Source organism: Streptomyces sp. SD31 (assembly GCF_052068475.1).
Taxonomy (GTDB): Bacteria; Actinomycetota; Actinomycetes; order Streptomycetales; family Streptomycetaceae; genus Streptomyces.
This window is the reverse complement of the sequence record NZ_JBQHCX010000014.1, coordinates 137,229-161,738: the sequence shown is the minus strand read 5'-3', so window position 1 is coordinate 161,738 and position 24,510 is coordinate 137,229. Positions and strand designations below refer to the sequence as shown.

Below are 24,510 nucleotides of genomic sequence, written 5' to 3'. Positions count from 1 at the left end.
GTGATCCCTCACATCCGGAAGACGCCGAAGCCACCGCGTGCGCCCTCGTAGGGGGCCGTGTGGATGGCGGACAGGCACATACCGAGGACGGTTCGGGTGTCGCGCGGATCTATGACGCCGTCGTCGTACAGCCGCCCGGACAGGAACATGGGCAGCGACTCCGACTCGATCTGCTGCTCCACCATCGCGCGGAGGGCGGCGTCGGCGTCCTCGTCGTACGGCTGTCCCTTCGCGGCGGCCGACTGCCGGGCGACGATCGAGAGCACGCCGGCGAGCTGCTGGGGGCCCATGACGGCGGACTTGGCGCTGGGCCAGGCGAAGAGGAAGCGGGGGTCGTAGGCGCGGCCGCACATGCCGTAGTGGCCGGCGCCGTAGGACGCGCCCATGAGGACGGAGAGGTGGGGCACGCGGCTGTTGCTGACCGCGTTGATCATCATCGCGCCGTGCTTGATGATGCCGCCCTGCTCGTACTGGCTGCCCACCATGTACCCGGTGGTGTTGTGCAGGAAGAGGAGGGGGATGTCCCGCTGGTTCGCCAGCTGGATGAACTGGGCCGCTTTCTGGGACTCCTCGCTGAACAGAACCCCTTGGGCGTTCGCCAGCACGCCGATCGGATAGCCGTGCAGGGACGCCCAGCCGGTGGTCAGGCTGGTGCCGTACATCGGCTTGAACTCGTCGAAGTCGGAGGCGTCGACGATCCGGGCGATGACCTCGCGCGGGTCGAAGGGCGTCTTGAGGTCGCCGGGGACGATGCCGAGGAGTTCGTCGGTGGAGTACTTGGGGGGTTCTGCGGGGCCCGGATCGCCGTACGCCTTGCGGTGGTTGAGGCGGGCGACCACGCGGCGCGCCTGGCGCAGGGCGTCCGGTTCGTCGACGGCGAAGTAGTCGGCGAGACCCGACACGCGCGCGTGCATCTCCGCACCGCCGAGCGACTCGTCGTCGCTCTCCTCGCCGGTGGCCATCTTGACCAGGGGCGGGCCGCCGAGGAACACCTTGGCGCGTTCCTTGACCATGATCACGTGGTCGGACATGCCGGGGACGTAGGCACCGCCGGCCGTGGAGTTGCCGAAGACGACCGCGACGGTGGGGATTCCGGCCGCGGACAGCCGCGTCAAGTCCCGGAAGATGGCGCCTCCGGGGATGAAGATCTCCTTCTGCGACGGCAGGTCCGCCCCGCCCGACTCGACGAGGTTGATGACGGGCAGCCGGTTGGCGAGGGCGATGTCGTTCGCGCGCAAGGCCTTCTTCAGCGACCAGGGGTTGCTCGCGCCGCCGCGCACGGTCGGATCGTTGGCGGTGATCAGGCACTCCACGCCCTCGACGATCCCGATGCCGGTGACGAGGGAGGCGCCGACGGTGTGATCGCTGCCCCAGGCGGCCAGCGGCGACAGCTCCAGGAAGGGCGTGTCGGGGTCGAGGAGCAGTTCGACGCGCTCACGGGCGAGGAGCTTGCCGCGCTTTCGGTGCCGCTCGACGTACTTGTCGCCGCCGCCCGCGAGGGCCTTGGCGTGCTCGGCTTCGAGGTCGGCGAGCTTGCCGAGCATGGCATCGCGGTTGGCCCGGTAGTCGGGGCCGGTGGTGTCCAGGGTGGAAGGCAGGACGGTCACAGCAGGGCCTCCGGGATGTCCAGGTGGCGAGAGCGCAGCCATTCGCCGAGCGCCTTGGCCTGCGGGTCGAAACGGTGCTGCGCGGCGACGCCCTCGCCGAGGATGCCCTCGACGACGAAGTTGAGGGCGCGGAGGTGGGGCAGGACGTGCCGGGTGACGTCCAGCTCGCGGCTCTCGGGGATCAGCTGCTGGAATCTGGCGGCCGTCAGCTCGTGCGCGAGCCAGCGCCAGGACTCATCCGTGCGCGCCCACACACCGACGTTGGCGTTCCCGCCCTTGTCCCCGCTGCGGGCACCGGCGACGAGGCCGAGGGGGGCGCGTGTGGTGGGCCCGGCCGGAAGGGGCTCCGGAAGCGGCGGCTCGGGAACGTCGTCGAGTACGACGGTGTCGTGGGCCGGCGGCACAGTGATCCGGCGTCCGTCGTGGAGGACAGCCACATGGTCTACGGCACCATGGGGGACGTACACACCCTCGAAGACCCCATAGAGCGTGCCCTTTCCGGGTGGGGCGAGCACATGGAAGCCGGGATAGCTGGCGAGCGCCAGTTCCACCGCCGCCTCGCTCAGCGCCCGTCCGACGTTCTCCTGGACCGGGTCCCTCACGACCAGTCTGAGCAGCGCGCTCGCGGTCTCCTCGGTCGAGGCGTCGGGCTGGTCGGTGCGGACGAGGTCCCAACGCACCTCGGCGGGCGCGGACTTGGCGAGGGCATCACTCATCTGCCGTCGCACGAGAGCCGCCTTGGACTCGATCTCCAGCCCGGTCAGGACGAAGACGACCTCGCTCCGGAAGCCGCCGAGGCGGTTCACGCCGACCTTGAGGGTCGGGGACGGGGCCTCGCCCCGTACGCCCTCGATGCGGACACGATCGGGGCCGTCCTGCGTCAGCCGTACGGTGTCCAGTCGGGTGGTGACGTCCGGCCCTGCGTACCGGGCGCCCGCCGTCTCGTACAGCAGCTGGGCCGTCACCGTGCCGACGTCGACCAGGCCGCCGGTGCCGGGGTGCTTGGTGATGACGCAGGTGCCGTCCTCATGGAGCTCGGCGAGCGGGAAGCCGGGGCGGCGCAGGTCGCCGCCGCTCTTCCGGAACTCGTCGAAGAACGCGTAGTTGCCGCCGGTCGCCTGGGCCCCGCACTCCAGCACATGCCCGGCGACGACAGCGCCCGCGAGCCGGTCGTAGTCCCTGGGCCCCCACCCGAAGTGTGCGGCGGCGGGCCCGGTGACCAGGGCCGCGTCGGTCACCCGCCCGGTCACCACCACGTGGGCGCCCTCGCGCAGGCAGGCCGCGATGCCGAAGCCGCCGAGGTAGGCGTGGGCGGCGAGGCTGTCCGGATACCGGTCCTTGAGGTCGTCGCCCTCCACATGGGCGACGCGTACGGGGATGCCGAGCCGGTCCGCCAGCTTCCGTACGGCGTCGGCGAGTCCGGCCGGGTTGAGCCCACCGGCGTTGGTGACGACACGGACCCCCCGCTCGTGCGCGAGCCCGAGGCACTCCTCCAGCTGCCGCAGGAAGGTGCGGGCGTATCCGGCGCCGGGGTCCTTCAGCCGGTCCCGGCCGAGGATCAGCATGGTCAGCTCGGCGAGGTAGTCGCCGGTGAGGACGTCGAGTTCACCGCCGGTGAGCATCTCGCGCATGGCGTCGAAGCGGTCGCCGTAGAAGCCGGAGGCGTTGCCGATCCGCAGCGGACGGGGCGCGGGTGTCACTGTGCGGGCCCCTTCGGCGCTCGGCCCTTTCCGGGCGGGCCCGCGAAGACCTGGGCGATGTCGAACCAGCGGTCGGCGTCCGGGCCCTCGGCGCGCAGGGCGAGGTCACCGCGGTGGGCCCGTTGGGTGACCAGCAGGCAGAAGTCGAGGGCGGGGCCGGTCACGCGCTGCGGGGCGTCTTCGGGGCCGTAGGTCCACAACTCGCCGGAGGGTGAGACCAGTTCGACTCGGAAGGCGTCGAGCGGCGCGGGGAGTCCGTGCACACCGAAGGCGAAGTCCCTGGTCCGCACCCCGATCCACACCACATGCCTCAGCCGGTCGGTAGGTGTGCGCACCACACCCAGCGCGTCGGCGACATCCAGACCATGGGCCCAGGTCTCCATAAGTCGGGCCGTGGCCATGGATGCGGCCGACATGGGTGGGCCATACCAGGGGAAGCGGGCGCCCTGTGGTGCCTCCCGCAAGGCCGCATCAAGGGCGAGGCGCCCTTCCCGCCACCGCGCCAGCAGTTCGGCGGGCGGGAGGCCGGCCCCCTCCTCCGCTCCCTCGTCGACGAACGACCCCGGTGCCACCAGCGCCTTCTCCACCAGCGCGTGGAAGGCCTCCACGTCGGTCACCGCCAGCAGCGCCGAGCGGTCCGTCCAGGCGAGGTGCGCGATCTGGTGGGCGACGCTCCAGCCGGGCGCGGGAGTCGCGAGCGTCCACTGCTCGGGGCTCAACTCGGCGACCAGCCGGTCGAGTTCCTCGCTCTCCTCGCGCAGATCGTCGAACACGGGCGTCGAATCGGACACGGTGCGCTCCCCTCGGGGCACGGCGGTGTGCGGGGTGGTGCGGCGTGGTCGTACGGCGTGGTGAGGAGCATGGCAGCGCGAACGAAAACAAGCAAGCATGCTTGCATTAATTGGCGGGACAGTGGCCCAGCGGGAACGGTCCGGGGCCGCGCACCGCATGCCGACGTTCAGGGGCACGCGGGCTGATGCCGACGTTCAGGGGCACGCGGGCCGCTACCGCCAACCGGGTGATGCGCACGTGCAGGCGCGCAGCGACCCGTCTTCACTCCTGCGCGATCCCCGGTCACGCCTATGCCCCAAGCGCCCCCGCAAACGCTTGCTTGAGCCATGTGCACGTGGGGATGGTCGCGATCAAAGATCCACCACAGCACTGCGAGAGGTCCTCGGTGATCAAGACCGACACGACACCCGCCGCTCCTGGAGCGCTCCCCCTCATCGGCCACGCGGGCCGACTGGCCCGCGACCGGTTGGGCTTCCTCGAAGACCTGCGCTCACTGGGGCCGGTCGTGCGGATCCGGCTGGGGCGCACCCCGGTCCACGTGGTCAGCGCTCCCGAACTCGTCCAGCGGATGCTGGTGGCCGGCAACGGAGGGGAGTTCGACAAGGGCGGCCCGTTCTTCGACCAGGCCGCCCGGCTCGTCGGCGACGGTCTGGCCACCTCGCTCGCGGGGCCGCACCGCCCGATGCGCGCCTTGCTGCGACCGGTGTTCGCCCGTGGGCAACTGCCCCACCACACCGAGCGGTTCCGCGACTGCGCCCTGGAGGTGTCCTCGACCTGGCAGTCCGGTCAGGTCATCGACGCGTACACGGAGATGAAGCGCTTCGCGGTCACCGTCCTGGCCCGGACCCTCTTCCTCGCCCCCGAGGACCGGCAAGCCGTCGAGGCCGTCCAGCGCAACGTGCCGCTGATGCTCTCCGCCCTGACGACCCACATGATGGTGCCGGGCAGCAACCGGCTGCCGACCCTGGAGAACCTGCGCTACGTACGGGCCACCCGGACCACCCGGGAGGCGGTCGGCGCGATGATCCGGCGCCGCATGAGCGACCACACCGACCACCACGACCTGATGTCGGCGCTGGTGCCCCCCGGCAGGCCGGTGGCCCACACCGAACAGGAAGTGTTCGACCAGGTCATCACGTTCTTCATCGGCGGCACCGAGACCATGGCGGGGCTGCTGTCCTGGACCATGCACCTGCTGACGCGCCACCCGAGCGAGTACGAGCGGCTGGAGGCCGAACTGTCCGAGGTGCTGGGCGACCGCCCCGTCACCCACCAGGATCTGCCCCGGCTGACCCATATGAAGCGGGTGATCAACGAGTCGCTGCGACTGCACCCTCCCGTATGGCTGCTCAGCCGCGTCGCCCTCGTCGACACCGAGCTGGGCGGTCACCGTCTGCCCGCTGGCGCGGGTGTGCTGTTCAGCCCCTACGCCCTGCACCGGGACCCCGACGTGTTCGCCGAGCCCGGTCGGTTCGATCCCGACCGCTGGCTCGACGAACGGGTCGGGCGCCGCCAGCGGGAGGCGTTCATTCCCTTCGGCGCGGGCGCCCGCAGATGCATCGGCGACGCGTTCGGGCTCGCCGAGGCGCAGATCGCGCTCGCGGTGCTGCTTCGGCGGTGGCGGGTCCGGGCGGTGGCCGGTGGCAGGGTCGAGCCGCAGCTGCGTATGACCATGCGGCCACAGGGGGTGCGACTGGTCCTCGACCGGCGTGCGGACTGAGCCGGGCGGGCCTTGATGGACGAGGCCGTCGGCGGAAGGGCGGCCCGCTGGAAGCCGTTCGGCCCTCAGCCCTCGCCGGGCTGCGGCCCTGAGTTCTCGCCGGGCTGCCTGACGGCCTTTGCCTTCCCCCGCCCCACCTGTGTCCGCACCGCGCCCATGCTCGCGGCGATGACCAGGGCGATCGCCAGGGCCTGTACGGCGGACAGGGCCTGGTCGAGGATGAGGAAGCCGGCGGTGGCGGCGAGGGCCGGCTCGAGGCTCATCAGCACGGCGAAGGTCGCTGCGGGCAGGCGGCGCAGGGCGAGGAGTTCGAGGGTGTAGGGGAGGACCGAGGAGAGGAGGGCCACGGCCGCGCCCAGTGCGAGGGTCACGGGGTCGGTGAGCTTCATGCCCGATTCGGCGATGCCCAAGGGGAGGAAGAGTACGGCGCCCACCGCCATCGCGAGGGCCAGCCCGTCGGCCTGCGGGAAGCGTCGGCCCGTACGGGCACTGAAGATGATGTAGGCCGCCCACATGGCGCCGGCCCCCAGGGCAAAAGCGACACCTATGGGGTCGAGACTGCCGAAGCCTCCGCCGCCGAGGAGGAAGACGCCGGCCAGGGCGAGTCCCGCCCACAGGACGTTGATCGCGCGCCGCGAGGACAGGACGGACAGGGCGAGCGGGCCGAGCACCTCGAGGGTGACCGCGGGGCCGAGCGGGATGCGGGCGACCGACTGGTAGAAGAGGCCGTTCATCGCGGCCATGGTGACGCCGAAGACGACCACCGTGCCCCAGTCGGTGCGGGAGTGGCCGCGCAGGCGGGGCCGGCAGACCAGCATCAGGACGAGGGCGGCCGCGAGGAGGCGCAGGCTCACGACACCGAGCGCGCCCGCCCTCGGCATCAGGGTCACGGCCAGCGCGCCGCCGAACTGCACGGAGACCCCACCGGCGAGGACCAGGCCGACGGGGCCGAGGGAGTCCCAGCGATGCGGGGCGCCGGCCGTCGGCTGGGGGACGGCCCGGGTACGGGTCGGCGCGGGCGTTGCGGCGGCGTCAGGGGTGCTCACGGGCGTTCCAGGGCTCGACTCGGGGGGCTCAGTTCGTTCATCGTGCTGTACTGCCTAGTCCAGGGTATTGGACATCGTCAGGCGTGTGAAGCCATTACGCCACTGTCCCAGAGTGCGGTCGCGCGGATCGACGGGGGCGGGCGGCTACCGCCTCGCCATGTACAGGTTCAGCGCTTTGTGCAGCAGCCGGTTGAGCGGGAAGTCCCACTCCCCGAGGTACTCGACGGCCTCGCCGCCGGCGCCCACCTTGAACCGCAGCAGGCCGAGGAGGTGGTTGGACTCCTCCAGCGTGTCGGTGATGCCGCGGAAGTCGTAGACGGCGGCGCCGAGTTCGTGGGCGTCGCACATCATGCGCCACTGCAAGGCGTTGTTGGGCTGGACCTCGCGCTTGCGGCCGGTGGAGGCGCCGTAGGAGTACCAGACGTGGTCGCCGACGGTGATCATGGTGGCGGCGGCGAGGGTGTCGCCGTCGTGGTGGGCGAGGTAGAGCCGCATGCGGTCGGGGTGTTCGGCGGTCAGCGCGGTCCACATGCGCTGGAAGTAGGGCAGCGGGCGCGGGATGAAGCGGTCCCGCTCGGCGGTCTCGGCGTAGAGGTCGTGGAAGGCGGGCAGATCCTCGTAGCCGCCCCGCACCACCTTCACGCCGGCCTTCTCGGCCTTCTTGATGTTGCGCCGCCACTGCTGGTTGAGGCCGCGCTGGATGTCGTCCAACGACCGTCCGGCGAACGGCACCTGGCAGACGTAACGCGGCTGCCCCGCGGCGAAGCCCTCCTCGCCGCCGGCCTCGGCCTGCCGCCAGCCGGAGCGCCGCAGCCGCTCGGCGATGTCGGACGCGCCCCGCTCCGTCGACGTCGGCTCCGCGTCCCGCAGTCGCCCGGCCGCCGGATCGGCGATGGCCGCCTTCACCGCCTCGGCGCTCCAGCGGCGGGCGACGACGGGCGGGCCCATCTTCACGGAGAAGGCGCCCTTGCCCCTGAGGTACGCGAGCATCGGCGCCAGCCACCGCTCGGCGAGGTCGGGCGCGTGCCAGTCGATCAGCGGCCCCTCGGGCAGATACGCCAGGTACTTCCTCAGCCTCGGCAACGGGCGGTACAGCACGAGCCCCGCCCCCACCGGCCGCCCCTCCGCGTCGAACCAGCCCACGCTCTCCGCGGTCCAGTCCGGCTTCACATCGCCCCAGGAGGGGAGCTGCATATGGCTGGCGGAGGAGCGGGCCGCGACGAAGGCGAGGTGCTGGTCACGGGTGAGGGGCTGCAGGCGGAGGGGCGACTGGGACACGGGCGGGGCTCCTTGCGGGTGGCCGGGTGGGGCCAGCCTACGAAGCCACCTTCTGGCGGGACGTCATGGACGCGCGCCACATGGATGAGCACCACGTGGATGCCCACCACATAGACACGTACGCACCACAGAGGCGCGCCCGCACCACATAGACGCGCACCACATCACCACCGTCACTCGTCTCCCGCCAGCGCCTCCGCCAGCACCTCCGCGAGATGCCACCCCCGCACCCCCGCCAGCTGCTCCAGTTGCGTCCGGCAGGAGAACCCGTCCGCCAGCACCACAGCCCCCTCCCCCGCTCCCCGCACCGCCGGCAGCAGCTGCTCCTCCGCGCACGCCGCCGACACCTCGAAGTGCCCCTTTTCGAACCCGAAGTTGCCCGCGAGACCGCAACACCCACCGCTCAGTTCCCCGGTGAGCCCCGCGGCCTCACGCAGTCCGCGGTCGGCCCTGTCCCCCAGCACCGCGTGCTGATGGCAGTGGGTCTGCCCGACCACCGGCCGGTCCACGCGGGGCGGCGTCCAGTCGGGCGCCAGGCGCTCCAGCGTCTCAGCGAAGGTCAGGACGCGGTCGGCCAGGAGGCGGGCACGTGGGTCGTCGTGCAGCAGCTCCGGCAGGTCCGCGCGGAGGGCTGCCGCACAGCTCGGCTCCAGGACGACCACCGGGGCGCCCGTCTCCAGCACCGGCTCCATGAGGTCGAGCGTGCGCCGCAGGACCGCACGGGCACGGTCGAGCTGCCCCGTCGAGATGTACGTCAACCCACAGCAGACCCGCCCCCGGCCCCGCAGGAGGGACACCGGGTCCAGCGACACCGTCGTACCGTCGCCCTCCGGCGGCCGCTTCAGCAGCACCGTCGGCGGCAGCGCCACCCGCAGCCCGGCCGCCTCCAGCACCCGTACGGCCGCCTGCCCCACGGACGGCGAGAGGTGCTCGGTGAAGGTGTCCGGCCACAGGATGACCAGGTCCCCGCCGCCCTCGCCGCCCCCACCGACGGCCACCTGCTCGCGCCGCCGCTCCCACCACCCGCTGAACGTCCGCGTCGCCAGCCGCGGAATGTCCCGCTCCGGCGCGATCCCGCCGAGCCGTTTCGCCGCCCGGGCCAAGGGCCGTACGGCGGCCAGGGCATTGACCAGGGACGCCGTACGCGTGCGTGCCACCGCGCGCAGCCACTGCGGCAGTCGCCCCATGCTGTAGTGCGCGGCCGGGCGCCGGCGGCCCTCGTAGTGGTGGTGCAGGAACTCCGCCTTGTACGTGGCCATGTCGACCTCGACCGGGCAGTCGGACCGGCACCCCTTGCAGGACAGGCACAGGTCCAGCGCGTCCCGCACTTCCGTCGAGCGCCACCCGTCGGTCACCAGTTCCCCGGCCAGCATCTCGTGCAGCAACCGGGCACGCCCGCGCGTGGAGTGCTCCTCCTCACCGGTCGCGCGGAACGACGGGCACATGACGGCGGAGCCCGCCACCGACGTCGTACGGCACTTGGCGACCCCGACGCACCGCCGTACGGCCGCCGAGAAGTCGCCGCCGTCGGCCGGGTAGCCGAAGGCGACGTCCACCGGACGGCGGGGCAGGACGGAGAAGCGGAGGTTCGAGTCGAGGGGGGCCGGGCGCACCAGCATCCCCGGGTTGAGCAGGTCATCGGGGTCCCAGACGCCCTTGGCCCGCTCGAACAGCTCCACCATCTCCGTGCCGTACATCTTCGACAGCAGCTCGGCGCGCGCCTGCCCGTCCCCGTGCTCCCCGGACAGCGAACCGCCGTGCGCGACGACGACCTCGGCGAGTTCCTCAGAGAACCGTCGGAAGCGGCCGATGCCCGCCTCGGTCATCAGGTCGAAGTCGATACGGACGTGGATGCAGCCGTCGCCGAAGTGCCCGTACGGCGTGCCGCGCAGCCCGTGGGCGGTCAACAGCGCCCGGAAGTCCCGCAGGTACGCCCCCAGGCGCTGCGGCGGCACCGCGCAGTCCTCCCAGCCGGGCCACGCCTCTCCCCCACTCCCGGCTTCGCTCGAGCGGGAGGTGCCCCCACCGTCCGGCATCCGGGTCGCCGTCCCGCTCGCGTCCTCCCGGATGCGCCACAGCGCCCGCTGCCCGGCCGGATCGGTCACGACCAGCGCGTCGACGACATCGGCCGCCCGCACGACCGCCTCCGCACGCGCGCGTGCCTCACCCTCGGACTCCCCGCCCGTCTCGACGAACAGCCAGGCGCCGCCCGTCGGCAGCGAAGACGGCGAGGGCACCAGGTCGGCCGCCATGCCCTCCACCGTCAACGGCCTGTACGGCAGCAGCCCGGCAGCCGCCTCCGCCGCCGTGCTCTCGTCGGCGTACCCCAGCACGGCGAGCGCACGCGCGCGTGGCGCCCGAACCAGCCGTACGGTCGCCTCGGTGAGGATCCCCAGGGTGCCCTCGCTGCCGCAGAAGGAACGGGCGACATCGGCGCCCTTCTCGGGCAGCAGGGCGTCGAGCGCGTATCCGGAGATACGGCGGGGCAGTTCGGGGAAGCCGGTGCGCAGCCGCGCCAGGTCGCCTTCCACCAGCTCCCGCAGCCCCTGCGGAGCGCCGGCCCATTCCCGCCCGAGCCGCGACCGCTCCCCCCGCGCGGTGATCACGTCCAGCTCCCGCACGCTGTCGGCGGTCGTCCCCCACGCCACCGAGTGCGAGCCGCACGAGTTGTTGCCGATCATTCCGCCGAGCGTGCACCGGCTGTGGGTGGAGGGGTCGGGGCCGAAGCGCAGCCCGTGCGGGGCTGCGGCCTCCTGGAGACGGTCGAGGACAAGGCCGGGCTGGACGACGGCGGTGCGGGTCTCCGGGTCCAGGGACACGATCCGGTTCATGTGGCGGGTGAAGTCCAGCACGATGCCGGTGCCGGTGGCCTGACCGGCGATGGATGTGCCTCCACCCCGCGCCACGACCGGCACCATGTGGTCGCGACACACCTCGAGCACGGCGGCGACGTCGTCGGCGTCATGTGGTGCGACCACACCCAATGGGACACGCCGGTAGTTGGACGCGTCCATGGTGGTGAGCGCCCGGGAGGTGACGTCGAATGCCACCTCGCCCCGGACGACGGCACGCAGCGCAGCCTCAAGATCCGTCATACCTCCAGCAAACCAGCCGACGTCCGGCAATCAAGCCCGTCCGGCGTTTGAGGACAAGGCCCCTTCAGGGCCGAAGCGGGGGTCTGGGGCGGCAGCCCCCAGGGTCCGACGCCCACGGAAACGCCGTCTCACCCGACGGACCAGGTTTCACCGAGGTTTCCCGAAACAGCTACGCTCCCCCCGTGGCTGAGATCCAGATTCCCGCTGACATCAAGCCCGCCGACGGACGTTTCGGCGCGGGCCCCTCCAAGGTGCGGACGGAAGCGCTGGACGCGCTGGCCGCCACCGGAACCTCCCTCCTCGGTACCTCCCACCGCCAGGCCCCGGTCAAGAACCTGGTCGGCCAGGTGCGCGAGGGCATCAGCGAGCTGTTCCAGCTCCCCGAGGGCTACGAGGTCGTCCTCGGCAACGGCGGCTCGACGGCCTTCTGGGACATCGCGACGCACGGCCTGATCGAGAACAAGTCGCAGCACCTCACCTTCGGTGAGTTCAGCTCGAAGTTCGCCAAGGCCGCCAAGCTCGCCCCGTGGCTCGCCGACCCGGACGTCATCTCCACCGACCCGGGCACGCACCCCGAGCCGGTCGCCCAGGCGGGCGTCGACGTCTACGCCTTCACGCACAACGAGACCTCCACCGGCGTCGCCATGCCGATCAAGCGTGTGGCCGGCGCCGACGAGGGCGCGCTGGTCCTGGTCGACGCCACCTCCGGCGCCGGCGGCCTGCCCGTCGACATCGCCGAGACCGACGTCTACTACTTCGCCCCGCAGAAATCATTCGCCTCCGACGGCGGCCTGTGGATCGGCGTCTTCTCCCCGGCCGCGATCGAGCGCGCCGAGCGCATCCACGCGTCCGGCCGCCACATCCCGGAGTTCTTCTCGCTGCCCACGGCGATCGACAACTCCCGCAAGAACCAGACGTACAACACCCCGGCCCTCGCCACCCTCTTCCTGCTCAACCAGCAGCTGGAGTGGATCAACGGCCAGGGCGGCCTGGACTGGTCGGTCCGCCGCACCGCCACCTCCGCCCGCGCCCTGTACGGCTGGGCCGAGGACATCAAGTACGCCAACCCGTTCGTCACCGACCCGGCCAAGCGGTCCCAGGTCATCGGCACGATCGACTTCACGGACGAGATCGACGCCGCCGCCGTCGCCAAGGTCCTGCGCGCCAACGGCATCGTCGACACCGAGCCCTACCGCAAGCTCGGCCGCAACCAGCTCCGCGTCGCGATGTTCCCGGCGATCGACCCGGCGGACGTCGAGGCGCTGACGAAGTGCATCGACTACGTGATCGAGAAGCTCTGACCTCGACGCTCAAACGCCGCTGAAGGGGCGCCCGGTACGGCAAGTGCGCAACTGCCGTACCGGGCGCCCCTCGTCATACAGCGAGAAGTCGCTGACGACGGGCCGGTCAGCCGCTTGCGCGTGAGTCGGCCGACCTGGTTCCGGTAGGGGTTCCGGGAGTCGCGCTCTCCTCCTGTGCCCCCGCCTCCCGCAGAAGCCGGACGACATCGGCGTGAGCGCCGGCGAGCGCCCAGTCCACGGGGGAAATTGCGCCCGGCACACACCGGGCGCCTTCCCTCATGTCGCCACGCAGGTCACCGTCGGCACCCCACCGCCCCCAGGCGCACCCCCGAACCCGAAACCTGCCGAACCTCCCGCCGCGACCGTCCCGTTGTGGCCCGCGTTGGTCGCCGTGACGGTCGACCCGGTCTGGGTGTACGACGCGTTCCACATGGACGTGACCCGCTGGGACCCGTTCCAGGTCCAGGTCACCTTCCAGGAGGTGAGCGGCGTGGTCCCCGTGTTGGTGACCTTCACCTCGGCATTGAAGCCGCCACCCCAGTCACTGCTGACGGTGTAGGCGGCGCTGCAGGTGGCCGTGCCCCCACCGGGGTCGGGATCACCGCCGCCCCCGCTCCCCGGAAATCCCGGCGCCTTGATGCTCGCCAGATACCCGTCCTTCACGGTGTCCACGGTCGACCAGTCGTCCTTCAGGATGCCGCCCGTGTCACCGGAGTTGGGGTTCCAGGACCAGAACGTCCAGTGGAACGAGTCCGCCCCGTACGTCGACGTCGACCGCAGGTACGTCACCAGCGCGGCCAGCCACTTCTGGTCCACCGTCGACTGGAGCGTCGTACCGAACTCGCCGACCCACACCGGGGCGATGTTCTGCTTGAAGATGTAGCCCCAGTACCTGTCCCAGACGCCCGGCATGTTGTCGGGGAACGCCGGATCGCTGAACCAGGACTGCTGGGCCACGCTGGTGGCGTAGTCATGGGCCGAGTACACGAGCCGGTTCGGGACGTCGAGCTGCACCGGGTACTGGGCCACGCCCATGAGGTTGCCGCCCCACCAGCCGTTGACGCCGTTGTACGACTGGACGCCCTCGACCATGATCAGCAGCTCGGGGTTGACGGACAGGACGGCGTTCCCGGCCCGTTGCGCGGCGAGGCGCCAGTCGCGGGCCGTGTCGCCGCAGCCCCAACAGGCGGGGTCGTGCGGCTCGTTGTGCAGGTCGATGCCGATGACGGTGCTGTCGCCTTTGTAGCGCTGCGCCAGTGCCTTGAGGTTGGCGAGCCACGTCGATTCCGGCACCGCGCTCGTGTACCAGAGCGCCGACTGCCCGGCCGCGTCCGGCCGGTGCCGGTCCAGGACGATCTTCAGGCCGGCCTGACCGGCGTACGCCACGATCTTGTCCATCACCTGCAACGAGGTCAGCCCTCGCAGATCGGCGTTCTTGCCGTCGGCGAAGTTGATGCTGTCCGGCATGGTGCCGGCCTTGAGGATGTCGTCGCTGAAGGGCAGGCGGAGGGTGTTGTAGCCCAGCGACCTCATCTGGTCGAGCATGCTCTTGTAGTCGCGGGCCCACAGGCCGTGGACGACGTGGTTGCCGGTCTCGAAGCCGAACCAGTTGATCCCGGCGATACGGACCGGCTGCCCGGCCGCGTCCAGGATCTGCCGGCCACTGGTGTGCCAGTACCCGGCGCCGGACTCCGCCGCGTGGGCGGTCTGCGCACCGGCCCCCAGCGGTAACAGAAGCGCCGCCGCGGCAGCACACAGCGCTCTTCGCAAGCTGCGGAACATGTCGCTGCTTCCTCTCGGGAGGCGCGGGCCGGAACAGGTGGGAGCGCTCCCACTTCCCGCACCTTCCATGGAAGTCAGGTCACGTGGACACGTCAAGGACTAGAGCCTGTCTGACGACTCCCACCCTTCGCCGGAGGCGGGCCTCGCGGCGGCATGTCCCCTCCGGCGCAGGGTTGTTCGCGCGCGGGGGAACGTGCGCTCGCAAGGCTTCGCGAGGCAGGCGGGAATGGTTCAGACAGGCCCTGAGGTCGTCACCGGCTGAGCTTCTGGAACCTGCGCACCGCGAGCGGCAAGAAGATCGCCGTCAGGATCACCGGCCACACCCACGCCATCAGCAGCGCATGCTGCTCGACCCAGGAGTCCCCGGCCACAGCCACGCTCGGCACCCCGAACAGCTCACGGGTGGCCGCGGCCGTGGACGAGATCGGGTTCCAGGCCGCCACCCAGCCGAGCCAGTCGGGCATCAGTTGCGGCGCGACGAAGATGCTGGAGATCATCGTGAGCGGGAAGGCGACGGCGAACAGACCGCCGGCGGCCTCCGGGTTGGGGACCAGCAGGCCCAGCCACACCCCGATCCAGATCAGCGCGAACCGCAGCCACAGCAGCAGACCGAAGGCGCCGAGGAAGCCGAGGCCGCCGTCCGGGCGCCAGCCCATCGCGAAGGCCGTCAGCATCATGATCGCCAACTCGGCGCAGGCGGCGAGCAGATCGGTGATCCCGCGTCCGGCGACCACCGCGGAGGAGGCCATCGGCATGGAGCGGAAACGGTCGATGACACCCTTCGTCGAGTCGTAGACGACGAGCGTCGCGGTGTTGATGAAGCCGAACGCCATCGTCATCACGAACATGCCCGGCATCAGGAAGTCCTTGTAGTCCCCGCCGCCGGGCACCTTCATCGCGCTGCCGAAGACATAGCCGTAGAGCAGCACGGACAGGATCGGGAAGCCCAACTGCCAGGCGATGTTGATCGGTTGGCGCTGGTAGTGGGTCAGGCCGCGGCGGACGATGTTCCAGACGTCGGCGAGGGTCCAGTACAGGCGGCCGCGTGTGGCCGGGACGGTCAGGTCTACGGCGGTCATACGACGGCCCCCTTCTCGGTCCTGTCGGTCTTGTCGGTCTTCTCGGTGCGGTGTCCGGTCAGGCGCAGGAACACGTCGTCGAGGCTCGGCCTGCGCAGCCCGATGTCCTCGACCTGGACGCCCTCGTCCTGCAGGGTCCGCGCGACCTCGGTCAGCGCGGAGACCCGGTCGACCACGGGGGCGTGCACCCGCAACTCGCCCTCGTCCGCCTCGGGTTCGCCGTCCGAGACACGGGCGACGACCTTCGCGACCCGCGCGATGTCGGCCCCGTCAGTGACGACGACCTCGATACGGTCGCCGCCGACGAGGTTCTTCAGCCCGTCCGGGGTGTCGTCGGCGATGGCGCGGCCCTGGTCGATGACGGTGATCTGCGAGGCCAGCTTGTCGGCCTCCTCCAGGTACTGGGTGGTCAGCAGCACGGTCGTACCGCTCGCCACCAACGCCCGTACGGACTCCCAGACTTCGCCCCGGCTACGGGGGTCGAGTCCCGTCGTCGGCTCGTCGAGGAAGAGGACGGCCGGGGCGAGGATCATCGAGGCGGCGAGGTCGAGGCGGCGCCGCATACCACCGCTGTACTTGCCGACGCCCTTGTCCGCGGCGTCGGTCAGGTCGAACTGCTCCAGGAGCTCCGCGGCGCGCACCTTCGCCCGCCTGCCGCCCAGGTGGAAGAGGCGGCCGAACATCTCCAGGTTCTGCCGGCCGGTGAGCACCTCGTCCACGGCCGCGTACTGCCCGGTGAGCCCGATGCGCGCCCGCACCTCGCGCGGCTGCCGGGCCACGTCCAGGCCGGCCACCGTCGCCCGGCCGCCGTCCAGCCTGATCAGCGTGGACAGGATGCGTACGGCGGTGGTCTTGCCGGCGCCGTTCGGCCCGAGCAGGCCGTGCACCGTGCCCTCACGGACGGCCAAGTCGAAGCCGTCGAGGGCGCGCTTCTCGCCGTAGCGCTTCTCCAGCCCCTCGGCCCGGACCGCGTACCCGTCGTTCCCGTCACTTCCCTCACTCATGGGTCCCCCTTTCGGTAACTGGGTACACCGTACCCGATTGCGCGTACGCCGTACTCAGTTTTTTGGAAGGACTTGATTGGAAGGTCTTAAGCTGAATCGCATGACGAGCGGCAAGGGCGGCACCAGTGGTACCGGCAGCACGGAGACCAGCGGCAGCGGCGACATCGTCCGCACGCTGGAACTGCTGTGGGAGACGGGCCGGCGCCCGAGCCGCGGGCCCAAGCCGACCCTCACCCTGGACCAGATCGTGGAAGCGGCCGTCCGGGTCGCGGACGCCGAGGGCCTGGAGTCGGTGTCCATGCGCCGGGTCGCCGCCGAGCTGGGCACCGGCACGATGTCGCTGTACCGGTACGTCCCCGGCAAGGCAGAGCTGCTCGACCTGATGCTGGACCGCGTCCAGCGCCCCTCCGAGAACCCGGCCGACCTCTGCGACGGCAGTTGGCGCTCGGCCCTGGAGGCCCTGGGCCGCGCGACCCTCGACCTCTACCGCCGCCACCCCTGGCTGCTCCAGGTCAACCAGTCCCGCCCGATCCTCGGCCCGAGCGCCCTGGACGGCATGGAGAAGGTACTCGCCCGTATCAAGCCGATGGGCCTGACCGACCGCGAGCTGGTCTCGGCGATCATCATGATCGACGGGTACGTCGTCGGTGCCGCGCGCACCCAGCTGTACCACCAGGAGGCGGAGCGCCGGACGGGCCTGACGGACGGGGAGTTCTGGCAGGCCCAGGCGCCGATGCTGGAGAAGATCATGACCTCCGGCCGCTACCCCCTCCTCGCCTCCCTCGACGAGAACACCTGGAACCCCGACTTCGACCACTTCGAGTTCGGGCTGCAACGGATCCTGGACGGACTCGAGGTCTTCGTCGCCCGGCGGGGAGAGACATCTCCCCCGGCGCCTTAGGGGGTCACCCCCGGCGCACCAGCCGCCGGAACCCGAAGACGACGACGCAGGCGACGAGCACGGCGACGGCACCGACCTTGAGGTCGCCGGTCCTGCCGCTGTCGCCGTCGTCCTCGCCGGAGGAGGCCGAGCTCCCGCCGCCGGACGAGGACTCGGCGGACCCGGCGTCCCCGGGGGCGTCCTTCGCCACCACGTTGCTGTTGGCTCCCTCGCTGCCGAGCATGATCTTCGTGCCGTCGGTGGAGTAGGAGACGGACTCCCCCTGGCCCAGCGGCACGCTGATGCGCTCCAGCCGCTTGAGCTTGCCGCCGTTCCAGTCGTATGCGAGGCCGCCGAAGTAGCCGCGTACGGCGAGGGTTTCGCCGTCCGGGGAGAAGGCGGCGTCGGTGGCCCAGAGGTCGACCGGTGTGATGGGCTCGAAGACGTTCGTGCCGGTGGCGGAGAGCTTGGCCGGCGCCTCGTACAGGTGCCCGCCGTCCTCCTGCTTGTCGATGATGTAGACGCGCCCGGTCTTGGGGTGCACGACGAGCGACTCGGCGTCGCGGGGCCCGTCGGAGTACTTCACCACGTACTGCGTGGCCCGGATCGTCTGGTCCTTGAGCGTCTTCGGCTCGGGCAGCCGGTAGACCCACACATAGGGCCACTCCACACCGTCGTTGTCGCCGATGTCGCCGACGTAGATCTCGTTCCCGGGGCCCATGGAGATCGCCTCCACGTCACGCGGGGTGCCCACGCCGGTCATGGTGATCGTCGCGACGGTCTCGCCGGTGCCGCTGTCGACGGCGTAGAGATAGGCGCCCTTGTCCTGATCGTTGTGCGTCCAGTAGATCCCCGGGTGCTGACGTGACGCGGCCAGCCCGCTGGACTCCGTGATGCGCGGGTCCTTGATCGTGAAGTCCTCGTCGCCGTCGGCGGCGGAGGCGGGCAGGGCGCACGTGCCCGCGATCAGGAGTCCGGCGAGTAGGGCGATCGGTCGGCGCATGCCACAAGCCTGCCATCCGGCCCGGTGATTCGGAGTCCGGGTCGGCAGCGGGGTGACTGCTCGGGGCGTGTTCGGGGCGTGTCAGGGTTCACACCCGGCCTCCCCCTACCGGCAGGTAGCGATCGTCCATCATGAGCGGATGCTCAGGTTCATGCCCGTCGGCGACTCCCAGACCATCGGCAGCGCCGGCGAACACACGTGGCGCTACCGCATGTGGCAGCACCTGCGTGAGACGTACGGCGGCCCCTTCGCCTTCGTCGGCCCGCGCGAGACGCTGTACGACAAGGCGACGGACGCGCCGACGTCGTACGAGTACGCCACCGACTGCGACCCTGCCTTCCCCCGCGCCCACCTGGCCGGCTGGGGCGAGGGCTGGCTGCACATGGCGCCGCTGATCGGCGAGGCGGTGCGGTCGTACCGGGCAGACGTCCTCCTGATCTCCCTGGGCCTGATCGACCTCGGCTTCTACACGAACGCGGAGCAGACCGCGGAGAACGTACGGAGCTTCGTGGCGGCGGCGAGGGCGGCGAACCCGAAGGTACGGATGGCCGTGCTGCCGGTGATCCCGAATGTCCGCGCCACATCGGACGCGCCCTTCGCCGCCGAGGTCACCCGCTTCAACGAACTGCTGGCCAAGACGGTGGCGGACCTGGACGAACCACGCTCACCCCTGCTCCTGGCGTCCCCTCCCCCGTCGTACGACATCCACCTCGACACCTACGACGGCACCCACCCGAACGCGAGCGGCGAGCACAAGATCGCGGAGGCGTTCGCGGACGCGATGCATCAGGCGTGGGGGTTGGGCGAGCCGTACGAGGCCCTCTGACGGTCGATGGCCGCGGCGAGGAAGTCGGCGCAGGGGCGGACGCCGGGTAGCAGGTCGTCGTCCCAGCACTCGCGCCTCTCCCCGAGATAGACGGCACGGGCGTGGGCGAGGACTGGCCGATGCCGAGCGGGGAGCCTTGGGAGGACCCAGTCGGCGGCCGCGTCCTTGGCGCGGATCGTCCCGGTGGTGAGGGTGGTCCAGATCCGGGCGAGGGTGAGCAGGACATTGCTGGTGTCGGTGTCCAACTCGGCGAGCAGCTCCGGCACTCCGGCGGTGATCGCGCGCCTGAGGTCTTCGTGCGGGACCGGGTCGAGGACTTCGGCGGGTGGGGGCCCGTACAGCGGGGCGTTCCCGAGCAGCACCATCGTGAGGAGGGGCGCCAGGTCGGGGCTGGGCTCGGGGGCGGGGGTGACGCCACGCTCGTAGTCGTCCCGCAGCCATTCGCCGTACAGGAAATCGCAGGTGGGCGGGTAGCGCCAGGGCCGTACGTCGTCCTGTACGACGACGATGAGCTCGACGGGGCGGGCGCCGTTCCCCACACCGGACACGGCGAGCAACTCTCGGAGGAGTTCCCGGCGTTCGTCCTGGGTCAGACTCCGGCGTACGACGACCAGGACATCGACGTCACTGTGCGGCCGGAGCCCGCCGAGGGTGGCGGAGCCGTGGAGGTAGATGCCGAGGATGGTGGCGCCGAGGGTGCGGTGGAGGAGGGGGAGGAGGAGGGGCTGGGGGTCCGGGGGCGGCATGTGAGCTTCCTCTCCGCGCTCCATGAGCCTCGACGCTCGAGACGTATTCACCGTAACTCGGCCCGGCTGTCCCCCGGTTCCGCCCGGGAGGACTCCCCGCACGGCGCCAGTGGACAGCGCGAAGAGCAGCCCATTGTCCGAGCTACGCTTCCTCACGTTGATCAGAGAAGCGGGACGCGGAGAGCAGGTGCAGCCAATGAAGAAGGGCCGCTTGGGCATTTGGGTCGGTGGGGCACTGCTCGTGGGATGGCTCACCACCATTGTCGTCAGCATTAACAATGAGCCCCCCGGTGGGGCGCCGAGCCTGAATGCCCTCGAAGAGCACACCATCACGGCGTTGCACACCCGGGACGCGGATGAATTGCAGCTGCTCTTCGCCGAGGACAGCATCGCCGACGACTATGCGGCGAACTATCTGAATCGCCTCGGCAAAACGGCCGCAAATAATTCCCGAGGAACTGTCAAAAAGTCCACGGACGCCACGTTCATCGTGGTCAACGGCCCTGGAACCTGCACGGCCTGGCAGGTGGTCGAAACGGAAAAGCGCTGGTATCTCGACGGAACGCCGCCCGTGCTCGACACATTGTGCAGCAACAGTGAAAAGCGGCGATAACAACTTGCCGGGAAAGATCACCCGTCAATAGCGTCGACCCCGACCAAGCAACTCAATTGCAACTACGGGGAGTTGACGTGCTCAATCGCACGCGTACCGCCATCATGGCCGGGGCCTGTCTGGTCGGAGCCCTGGCCATGTCGCCGCCCGCGTACGCCTCCGGCAGCGGCTGCACCGGTAATCCGGGCAGCAGCGGATCCAAGTGCATATACGTCACGGGCACCAAGCTCAAGGTGAAGACGGTCAAGACCACCCTCACCAAGAACCACGCCGACGACTGCGGCAAGGCCACCATCACCATCGGCTCCTGGAAGAAGACCAGCGGCAGGATCTGCGAGGCCCGGAGCTTCTCCTGGGGCCCCATCACGGTCAACAAGTCCTTCAAGGACGGCACCAAGGCGTGCGCCAGCTGGTCCAACTACCCGCGGGGCAAGGCCTGCGTGACCATCCACGACTGATCCGGAACAGACCAGGCGCGACAGGGGGTGCGGCGTGGCCTCGACGGCCGCCCCGCACCCCCTGCCCTTCGCATGCCCTTTTCTAGAACATCCCGTTGTCGTTCGCCGAAGTCTCCGGCACGTCCTGCAGCACGTCCCAGTGCTCGACGATCTTCCCGTTCCGCACCCGGAATAGATCGACGACCGCCATGCCCCGCTCACCCGGTGCGTTCACATAGTGGCTGTGCACCGCCACCAGGTCACCCTCGGCGATCACCCGCTTCGGAGCGACCGTCAGCTGCGGGAACGCCTTGAAGTAACCGCCCAGCCCTGCCTTCACGCCCTCCACCCCGTCGGCGATCGTCGGGTTGTGCTGGTGATACTCGGGACCCCAGTACCGGTCGATGGCGGACAGGTCCTTGTCGACGAGGAGTTGGTCGAAGGCCTGGGTTACCAGCTCCTTGTTGTACGCCGTGAGCCAGGCCGGCCCCGGCTGCTCGGTCCGCGGCCGACTCACCGTGGAGAACATGTCGTTGCCGTTGGCGGAGCCCTCCGGCACGTTCTGCCCCACGTCCCAGTGCTCGGCGATCTTCCCGCCCTGGAAGCGGAAGATGTCGAACACGGCCTGGCCGCGCGTCCCCGGCGCCAGGACCACGTTGGAGTGGACCAGCACGAGGTCGCCCTCGGAGATGACCCGCTTGATGTCGTACCGGGCGTCCGGGAACTGCTGGTGGACGGACGTGGCCAGGTTCTTCAGCGTCTCGGCGCCGTCCGGCGCGAACGGGTTGTGCTGGATGTAATCCGACCGCACGAACCGGTCCACGACCTCGGTGTCGCCCTGCTCGAACACGCCCTTGAGGACGCGGCCGACGACGGCCTTCTGGTAGCCGAGGCGCAGCGTGGAGTCCGCGTGACCGGAGAAGGAGGGGGCGGACGCGGCGGAAGCGGTGGAAGCGGGCCCGGAGGCGACAGCCGGCACAGCGGCGGCGCCGAGCAGGCTGACCGAGGCGAGTACTGCGACGAGGGCCCTACGGGCGGGGGTGGCGGTGGGGGTCACGACGCTCTCTTCCCAAGTAAATTGAAAGTTCAAGCTAGTGCTAACCACAGGGAAGCACTAACCATCGGTTAGCGTCAAGATCGCTTGCATAGAGCGCACTCCAAGCCGTTGGCTGGGTGGTCATGAAGTACACGCAACTCGGACGCACGGGACTCAAGGTCAGCCGACTCGTCCTCGGCACCATGAACTTCGGTCCGCAGACCGACGAAGCGGACAGTCACGCGATCATGGACGCGGCGCTGGACGCGGGCATCAACTTCTTCGACACGGCGAACGTGTACGGCTGGGGCGAGAACAAGGGCCGTACCGAAAGCATCATCGGCAACTGGTTCGCCAAGGGCGGCGAGCGGCGCGACAAGGTCGTCCTCGCCACCAAGGTGTACGGCAACATGGGCGCGGACGGCGCGGCGTGGCCCAACCACGACAAGCTGTCGGCGGTGAACATCCGGCGCGCCGTGGACGCGTCGCTCAAGCGGCTGCAGACCGACTACATCGACATCTACCAGTTCCACCACATCGACCGCGCCACTCCCTTCGAGGAGATCTGGCAGGCGATCGACGTCCTCGTCCAGCAGGGCAAGATCCTGTACGTCGGCTCGTCCAACTTCCCCGGGTACAAGATCGCCCAGGCCAACGAGATCGCCGCCCGGCGCGGCGGCACCATCGGCCTCGTCAGCGAGCAGTGCCTCTACAACCTCTTCGAGCGCCGCGCCGAGATGGAGATCATCCCGGCCGCGCAGGACTACGGCCTCGGGGTCATCCCGTGGTCGCCGCTGCACGGCGGACTGCTCGGCGGCGTCCTCAAGAAGGAAGTCGAGGGCGCACGGCGCACCTCCGGTCGAGCCGCCGAGGTCCTCGCCGACCCGGCCGTACGCGCGAAGATCCAGGCGTACGAGGACCTGCTCGACAAGCACGGCCTGGAGCCCGGCGAGGCCGCCCTGGCCTGGCTGCTCACCCGCCCCGGCGTGAGCGGCCCGATCGTCGGCCCGCGCACCGCCGGGCAGCTGGAGTCCGCGCTGCGGGCGGCCGAACTGGAGCTGAGCGAGGAGCTGCTGGCGGGGTTGGACGAGATCTTCCCGGGGCCGGGACCGTCCCCGGAGGCGTTCGCCTGGTAGCGGCCTGAGAGCAGCGCCCCGTAAGGGGCGCGGGGCTGGTCCGACATGCGGCTCCGCCGCGTGGGCGCGACCAGCCCCCACCGGCCCGCAGCCAGAAGACGGCCGCAGTTGCCCGGCTCTCCCAGCGGAGCGCCCGCGTCACCTTCCGAGCGCCGCCGCCACGGCCACCAACACGAACATCAGCACAAGCGCACCGGCCATGATCCGGTTCCGGGTTTTCGGGTCCACGCGACCGAGCCTAACCGGCCCCCGCGAGCGGCCAGCGGGCGACCGCCTCATACCGGGGCTGCTCGCCCGCCACCCCCGACTTCGGCAGCCTGCTGCGCACCAGCACCAGTTCGTCCACGGTCCACGTGCGGCTCGTGAACGCTTGGAGGGCCGTGACATACGGCCGTACGTCCACCGCGTCCCGACTCCGCGCCACCGTCAGATGGGCCTTGTACCGCCGGTGCTCCCCCATCGGCACCCCGGCCTTGCGCGCCGCCGCCTCACTGCGGTCCGCCAGCAGCCCCAGCGTCGCCAGGTCCCCCTCCGCGCCCGCCCACAGGGCCCGCCCGTGCCCGAACTGCCCGCCACCGTTGAGCGCCAGCGGGAAGGACGGCGTACGGTGCGCGGCGCGCTCCAGGCGGGCCGACAGGTCGGGTACGAGGTCGTCGTCGACCTCGCCGTAGAACGCGAGCGTGAAGTGCCAACCGGGCCGGCCGGTCCAGCGCAGCCCGTCCGCGCCGGGCAGCTTCTTCAACTCGGCTACTTCGGCGGCCAGTTCGTTGGTGACGTCCTGTGGTGGCAGCACGGCGGCGAAGAGTCTCATGGGATCCAGCCTGGCACCATGAGGGGATGGAGATCATCATCAGGGACGGCGGACCCGACGACATCCCGGCGATACTCGCCATGCTCGACAGCGGCGTGGAGTGGCTGGTCGCGCAGGGCCGCACGGGGCAGTGGGGGACGAAGCCCCTGTCGGAGAACCCGAAGACGGCGGAGTCGATTGCCCGCCACATGGCCGAGGGCAACGTGTTCATCGCCGAGATCGAGGGCGTGCCGGCCGCCGCCCTCACCCTCACCCACGGCCCCGGCGCCCACCTGTCCCACCTCCCCCCGCCCGGCGAGCCCGAGCGGTACATCAACTGGCTCACCTCCGACCGCCGCTTCAAGGGACACGGCGTGGGCGGCGCCCTGCTCGCGCACGCCGCCGAGGAGACCCGGCGGACGGGTGTCTCGCTGCTGCGGGTGGACTGCTACGCGGGCGACGACGGCGGACTCGTCCGCTACTACGAGAGCCACGGCTTCGTCCGCACCGAGACCTATGAGGGGAAGGACCACTGGCCGGGGCAGGTGCTGGCCCGGAGGGTCTAGCTCCCCTTGTCCATGAGCGTGACCATGGACACACGTGACACGGTCACCGTGCGTATCGTTGTACTGCGCGGCT

Annotated in this window: 21 protein-coding genes; 8 read left to right on the top strand and 13 right to left on the bottom strand. The window is 70.5% G+C overall.

Going from position 1 to position 24,510, the window contains the following annotated elements; translation table 11 throughout:
• Positions 1–8: 8 nt before the first annotated feature.
• From ACTMVF_RS28525 to ACTMVF_RS28515, 3 genes are read right to left on the bottom strand one after another with little or no spacing between them, the layout of a single operon-like run.
• A complete protein-coding gene (locus tag ACTMVF_RS28525) occupies positions 9–1,607 on the bottom strand; it encodes an acyl-CoA carboxylase subunit beta (RefSeq protein WP_441273959.1) in 1,599 nt (532 codons plus the stop codon).
• Entirely contained in the window at positions 1,604–3,307 is a 1,704-nt protein-coding gene (locus tag ACTMVF_RS28520; RefSeq protein ID WP_441273958.1) for an acyclic terpene utilization AtuA family protein, read from the bottom strand. Before ACTMVF_RS28520 ends, ACTMVF_RS28525 begins: the two co-directional genes overlap by 4 nt.
• On the bottom strand, positions 3,304–4,098 hold the full coding sequence (locus ACTMVF_RS28515; protein WP_441273957.1) for a TIGR03084 family metal-binding protein: 795 nt from the start codon (positions 4,096–4,098) through the stop codon (positions 3,304–3,306). The genes ACTMVF_RS28520 and ACTMVF_RS28515 overlap by 4 nt, the downstream gene beginning before the upstream one ends.
• Positions 4,099–4,484: 386 nt before the next feature.
• Here ACTMVF_RS28515 and ACTMVF_RS28510 point away from each other — a divergent pair, with 386 nt between their 5' ends.
• Positions 4,485–5,819, top strand: coding sequence for a cytochrome P450 (locus tag ACTMVF_RS28510; RefSeq protein ID WP_441273956.1), 1,335 nt, complete (start codon positions 4,485–4,487; stop codon positions 5,817–5,819).
• A 65-nt stretch (positions 5,820–5,884) separates the two neighbouring features.
• Here ACTMVF_RS28510 and ACTMVF_RS28505 read toward each other — a convergent pair whose 3' ends face one another.
• The 3 genes from ACTMVF_RS28505 to ACTMVF_RS28495 all read right to left on the bottom strand — a co-directional run bounded on the left by ACTMVF_RS28505 (position 5,885) and on the right by ACTMVF_RS28495 (position 11,238).
• Positions 5,885–6,865 carry an EamA family transporter gene (locus ACTMVF_RS28505; RefSeq protein ID WP_441273955.1) on the bottom strand — a complete coding sequence of 327 codons (981 nt, stop codon included), beginning with the start codon at positions 6,863–6,865 and terminating at the stop codon, positions 5,885–5,887.
• Between the two features lie 144 nt (positions 6,866–7,009).
• A complete protein-coding gene (locus ACTMVF_RS28500; RefSeq protein ID WP_441273954.1) occupies positions 7,010–8,143 on the bottom strand; it encodes a lipid II:glycine glycyltransferase FemX in 1,134 nt (377 codons plus the stop codon).
• Positions 8,144–8,316: 173 nt separating this feature from the next.
• Positions 8,317–11,238, bottom strand: a complete 2,922-nt coding sequence (locus ACTMVF_RS28495) for an FAD-binding and (Fe-S)-binding domain-containing protein (RefSeq protein ID WP_441273953.1) — start codon at positions 11,236–11,238, stop codon at positions 8,317–8,319.
• A gap of 182 nt (positions 11,239–11,420) precedes the next feature.
• On the opposite strand from ACTMVF_RS28495, the gene serC reads away from it, so the two are divergent.
• Positions 11,421–12,539, top strand: coding sequence for a phosphoserine transaminase (gene serC, locus ACTMVF_RS28490; RefSeq protein ID WP_441273952.1), 1,119 nt, complete (start codon positions 11,421–11,423; stop codon positions 12,537–12,539).
• A gap of 276 nt (positions 12,540–12,815) precedes the next feature.
• Here the strand turns inward: serC and ACTMVF_RS28485 are convergent, their stop codons facing one another.
• The 3 genes from ACTMVF_RS28485 to ACTMVF_RS28475 all read right to left on the bottom strand — a co-directional run bounded on the left by ACTMVF_RS28485 (position 12,816) and on the right by ACTMVF_RS28475 (position 16,404).
• Positions 12,816–14,321 (bottom strand): cellulase family glycosylhydrolase, encoded by a 1,506-nt coding sequence (locus ACTMVF_RS28485; RefSeq protein ID WP_441273951.1) that lies wholly within the window; start codon positions 14,319–14,321, stop codon positions 12,816–12,818.
• A 251-nt stretch (positions 14,322–14,572) separates the two neighbouring features.
• Complete coding sequence (locus tag ACTMVF_RS28480; protein WP_441273950.1) at positions 14,573–15,400, bottom strand: ABC transporter permease; 828 nt, start codon at positions 15,398–15,400, stop codon at positions 14,573–14,575.
• Positions 15,397–16,404: an ATP-binding cassette domain-containing protein gene (locus ACTMVF_RS28475; protein WP_441273949.1), complete on the bottom strand. Its 1,008-nt coding sequence runs from the start codon at positions 16,402–16,404 to the stop codon at positions 15,397–15,399. The genes ACTMVF_RS28480 and ACTMVF_RS28475 overlap by 4 nt, the downstream gene beginning before the upstream one ends.
• Before the next feature lie 100 nt (positions 16,405–16,504).
• Here ACTMVF_RS28475 and ACTMVF_RS28470 point away from each other — a divergent pair, with 100 nt between their 5' ends.
• Complete coding sequence (locus tag ACTMVF_RS28470) at positions 16,505–17,305, top strand: TetR/AcrR family transcriptional regulator (protein ID WP_441273948.1); 801 nt, start codon at positions 16,505–16,507, stop codon at positions 17,303–17,305.
• A gap of 4 nt (positions 17,306–17,309) precedes the next feature.
• Here the strand turns inward: ACTMVF_RS28470 and ACTMVF_RS28465 are convergent, their stop codons facing one another.
• Positions 17,310–18,287 (bottom strand): WD40 repeat domain-containing protein, encoded by a 978-nt coding sequence (locus ACTMVF_RS28465; RefSeq protein ID WP_441273947.1) that lies wholly within the window; start codon positions 18,285–18,287, stop codon positions 17,310–17,312.
• A 139-nt stretch (positions 18,288–18,426) separates the two neighbouring features.
• Here ACTMVF_RS28465 and ACTMVF_RS28460 point away from each other — a divergent pair, with 139 nt between their 5' ends.
• Positions 18,427–19,113: an SGNH/GDSL hydrolase family protein gene (locus tag ACTMVF_RS28460; protein WP_441273946.1), complete on the top strand. Its 687-nt coding sequence runs from the start codon at positions 18,427–18,429 to the stop codon at positions 19,111–19,113.
• Here the strand turns inward: ACTMVF_RS28460 and ACTMVF_RS28455 are convergent.
• A complete protein-coding gene (locus ACTMVF_RS28455; RefSeq protein ID WP_441273945.1) occupies positions 19,074–19,859 on the bottom strand; it encodes an aminoglycoside adenylyltransferase family protein in 786 nt (261 codons plus the stop codon). The two genes, ACTMVF_RS28460 and ACTMVF_RS28455, sit on opposite strands and share 40 nt — an antisense overlap.
• A gap of 196 nt (positions 19,860–20,055) precedes the next feature.
• On the opposite strand from ACTMVF_RS28455, the gene ACTMVF_RS28450 reads away from it, so the two are divergent.
• A complete protein-coding gene (locus ACTMVF_RS28450) occupies positions 20,056–20,472 on the top strand; it encodes a hypothetical protein (RefSeq protein ID WP_441273944.1) in 417 nt (138 codons plus the stop codon).
• 77 nt (positions 20,473–20,549) lie between these two features.
• Complete coding sequence (locus ACTMVF_RS28445; RefSeq protein ID WP_441273943.1) at positions 20,550–20,930, top strand: hypothetical protein; 381 nt, start codon at positions 20,550–20,552, stop codon at positions 20,928–20,930.
• A gap of 82 nt (positions 20,931–21,012) precedes the next feature.
• On the opposite strand, the gene ACTMVF_RS28440 is transcribed toward ACTMVF_RS28445, so the two are convergent.
• Positions 21,013–21,966 carry a nuclear transport factor 2 family protein gene (locus ACTMVF_RS28440; RefSeq protein ID WP_441273942.1) on the bottom strand — a complete coding sequence of 318 codons (954 nt, stop codon included), beginning with the start codon at positions 21,964–21,966 and terminating at the stop codon, positions 21,013–21,015.
• A gap of 122 nt (positions 21,967–22,088) precedes the next feature.
• Between ACTMVF_RS28440 and ACTMVF_RS28435 the strand changes: the two genes are divergently transcribed.
• Complete coding sequence (locus ACTMVF_RS28435; protein WP_441273941.1) at positions 22,089–23,081, top strand: aldo/keto reductase; 993 nt, start codon at positions 22,089–22,091, stop codon at positions 23,079–23,081.
• A 238-nt stretch (positions 23,082–23,319) separates the two neighbouring features.
• On the opposite strand, the gene thpR is transcribed toward ACTMVF_RS28435, so the two are convergent.
• The gene (gene thpR, locus ACTMVF_RS28430) at positions 23,320–23,892 is read right to left on the bottom strand and encodes an RNA 2',3'-cyclic phosphodiesterase (protein ID WP_441273940.1); all 573 of its coding nucleotides are present in this window, start codon (positions 23,890–23,892) and stop codon (positions 23,320–23,322) included.
• A 26-nt stretch (positions 23,893–23,918) separates the two neighbouring features.
• Between thpR and ACTMVF_RS28425 the strand changes: the two genes are divergently transcribed.
• Positions 23,919–24,437, top strand: a complete 519-nt coding sequence (locus ACTMVF_RS28425) for a GNAT family N-acetyltransferase (RefSeq protein WP_441273939.1) — start codon at positions 23,919–23,921, stop codon at positions 24,435–24,437.
• Positions 24,438–24,510: the final 73 nt, after the last annotated feature.

Bases quoted from the DNA above. Each gene is read 5' to 3' on its own strand.
- ACTMVF_RS28475 (WP_441273949.1), bottom strand. From the start codon at position 16,404: ATGAGTGAGGGAAGTGACGGGAACGACGGGTACGCGGTCCGGGCCGAG.
- ACTMVF_RS28495 (WP_441273953.1), bottom strand. From the start codon at position 11,238: ATGACGGATCTTGAGGCTGCGCTGCGTGCCGTCGTCCGGGGCGAGGTG.
- ACTMVF_RS28470 (WP_441273948.1), top strand. From the start codon at position 16,505: ATGACGAGCGGCAAGGGCGGCACCAGTGGTACCGGCAGCACGGAGACC.
- ACTMVF_RS28480 (WP_441273950.1), bottom strand. From the start codon at position 15,400: ATGACCGCCGTAGACCTGACCGTCCCGGCCACACGCGGCCGCCTGTAC.
- ACTMVF_RS28465 (WP_441273947.1), bottom strand. From the start codon at position 18,287: ATGCGCCGACCGATCGCCCTACTCGCCGGACTCCTGATCGCGGGCACG.
- ACTMVF_RS28455 (WP_441273945.1), bottom strand. From the start codon at position 19,859: ATGCCGCCCCCGGACCCCCAGCCCCTCCTCCTCCCCCTCCTCCACCGC.
- ACTMVF_RS28450 (WP_441273944.1), top strand. From the start codon at position 20,056: ATGAAGAAGGGCCGCTTGGGCATTTGGGTCGGTGGGGCACTGCTCGTG.
- thpR (WP_441273940.1), bottom strand. From the start codon at position 23,892: ATGAGACTCTTCGCCGCCGTGCTGCCACCACAGGACGTCACCAACGAA.
- ACTMVF_RS28460 (WP_441273946.1), top strand. From the start codon at position 18,427: ATGCTCAGGTTCATGCCCGTCGGCGACTCCCAGACCATCGGCAGCGCC.
- ACTMVF_RS28485 (WP_441273951.1), bottom strand. From the start codon at position 14,321: ATGTTCCGCAGCTTGCGAAGAGCGCTGTGTGCTGCCGCGGCGGCGCTT.
- ACTMVF_RS28435 (WP_441273941.1), top strand. From the start codon at position 22,089: ATGAAGTACACGCAACTCGGACGCACGGGACTCAAGGTCAGCCGACTC.
- ACTMVF_RS28425 (WP_441273939.1), top strand. From the start codon at position 23,919: ATGGAGATCATCATCAGGGACGGCGGACCCGACGACATCCCGGCGATA.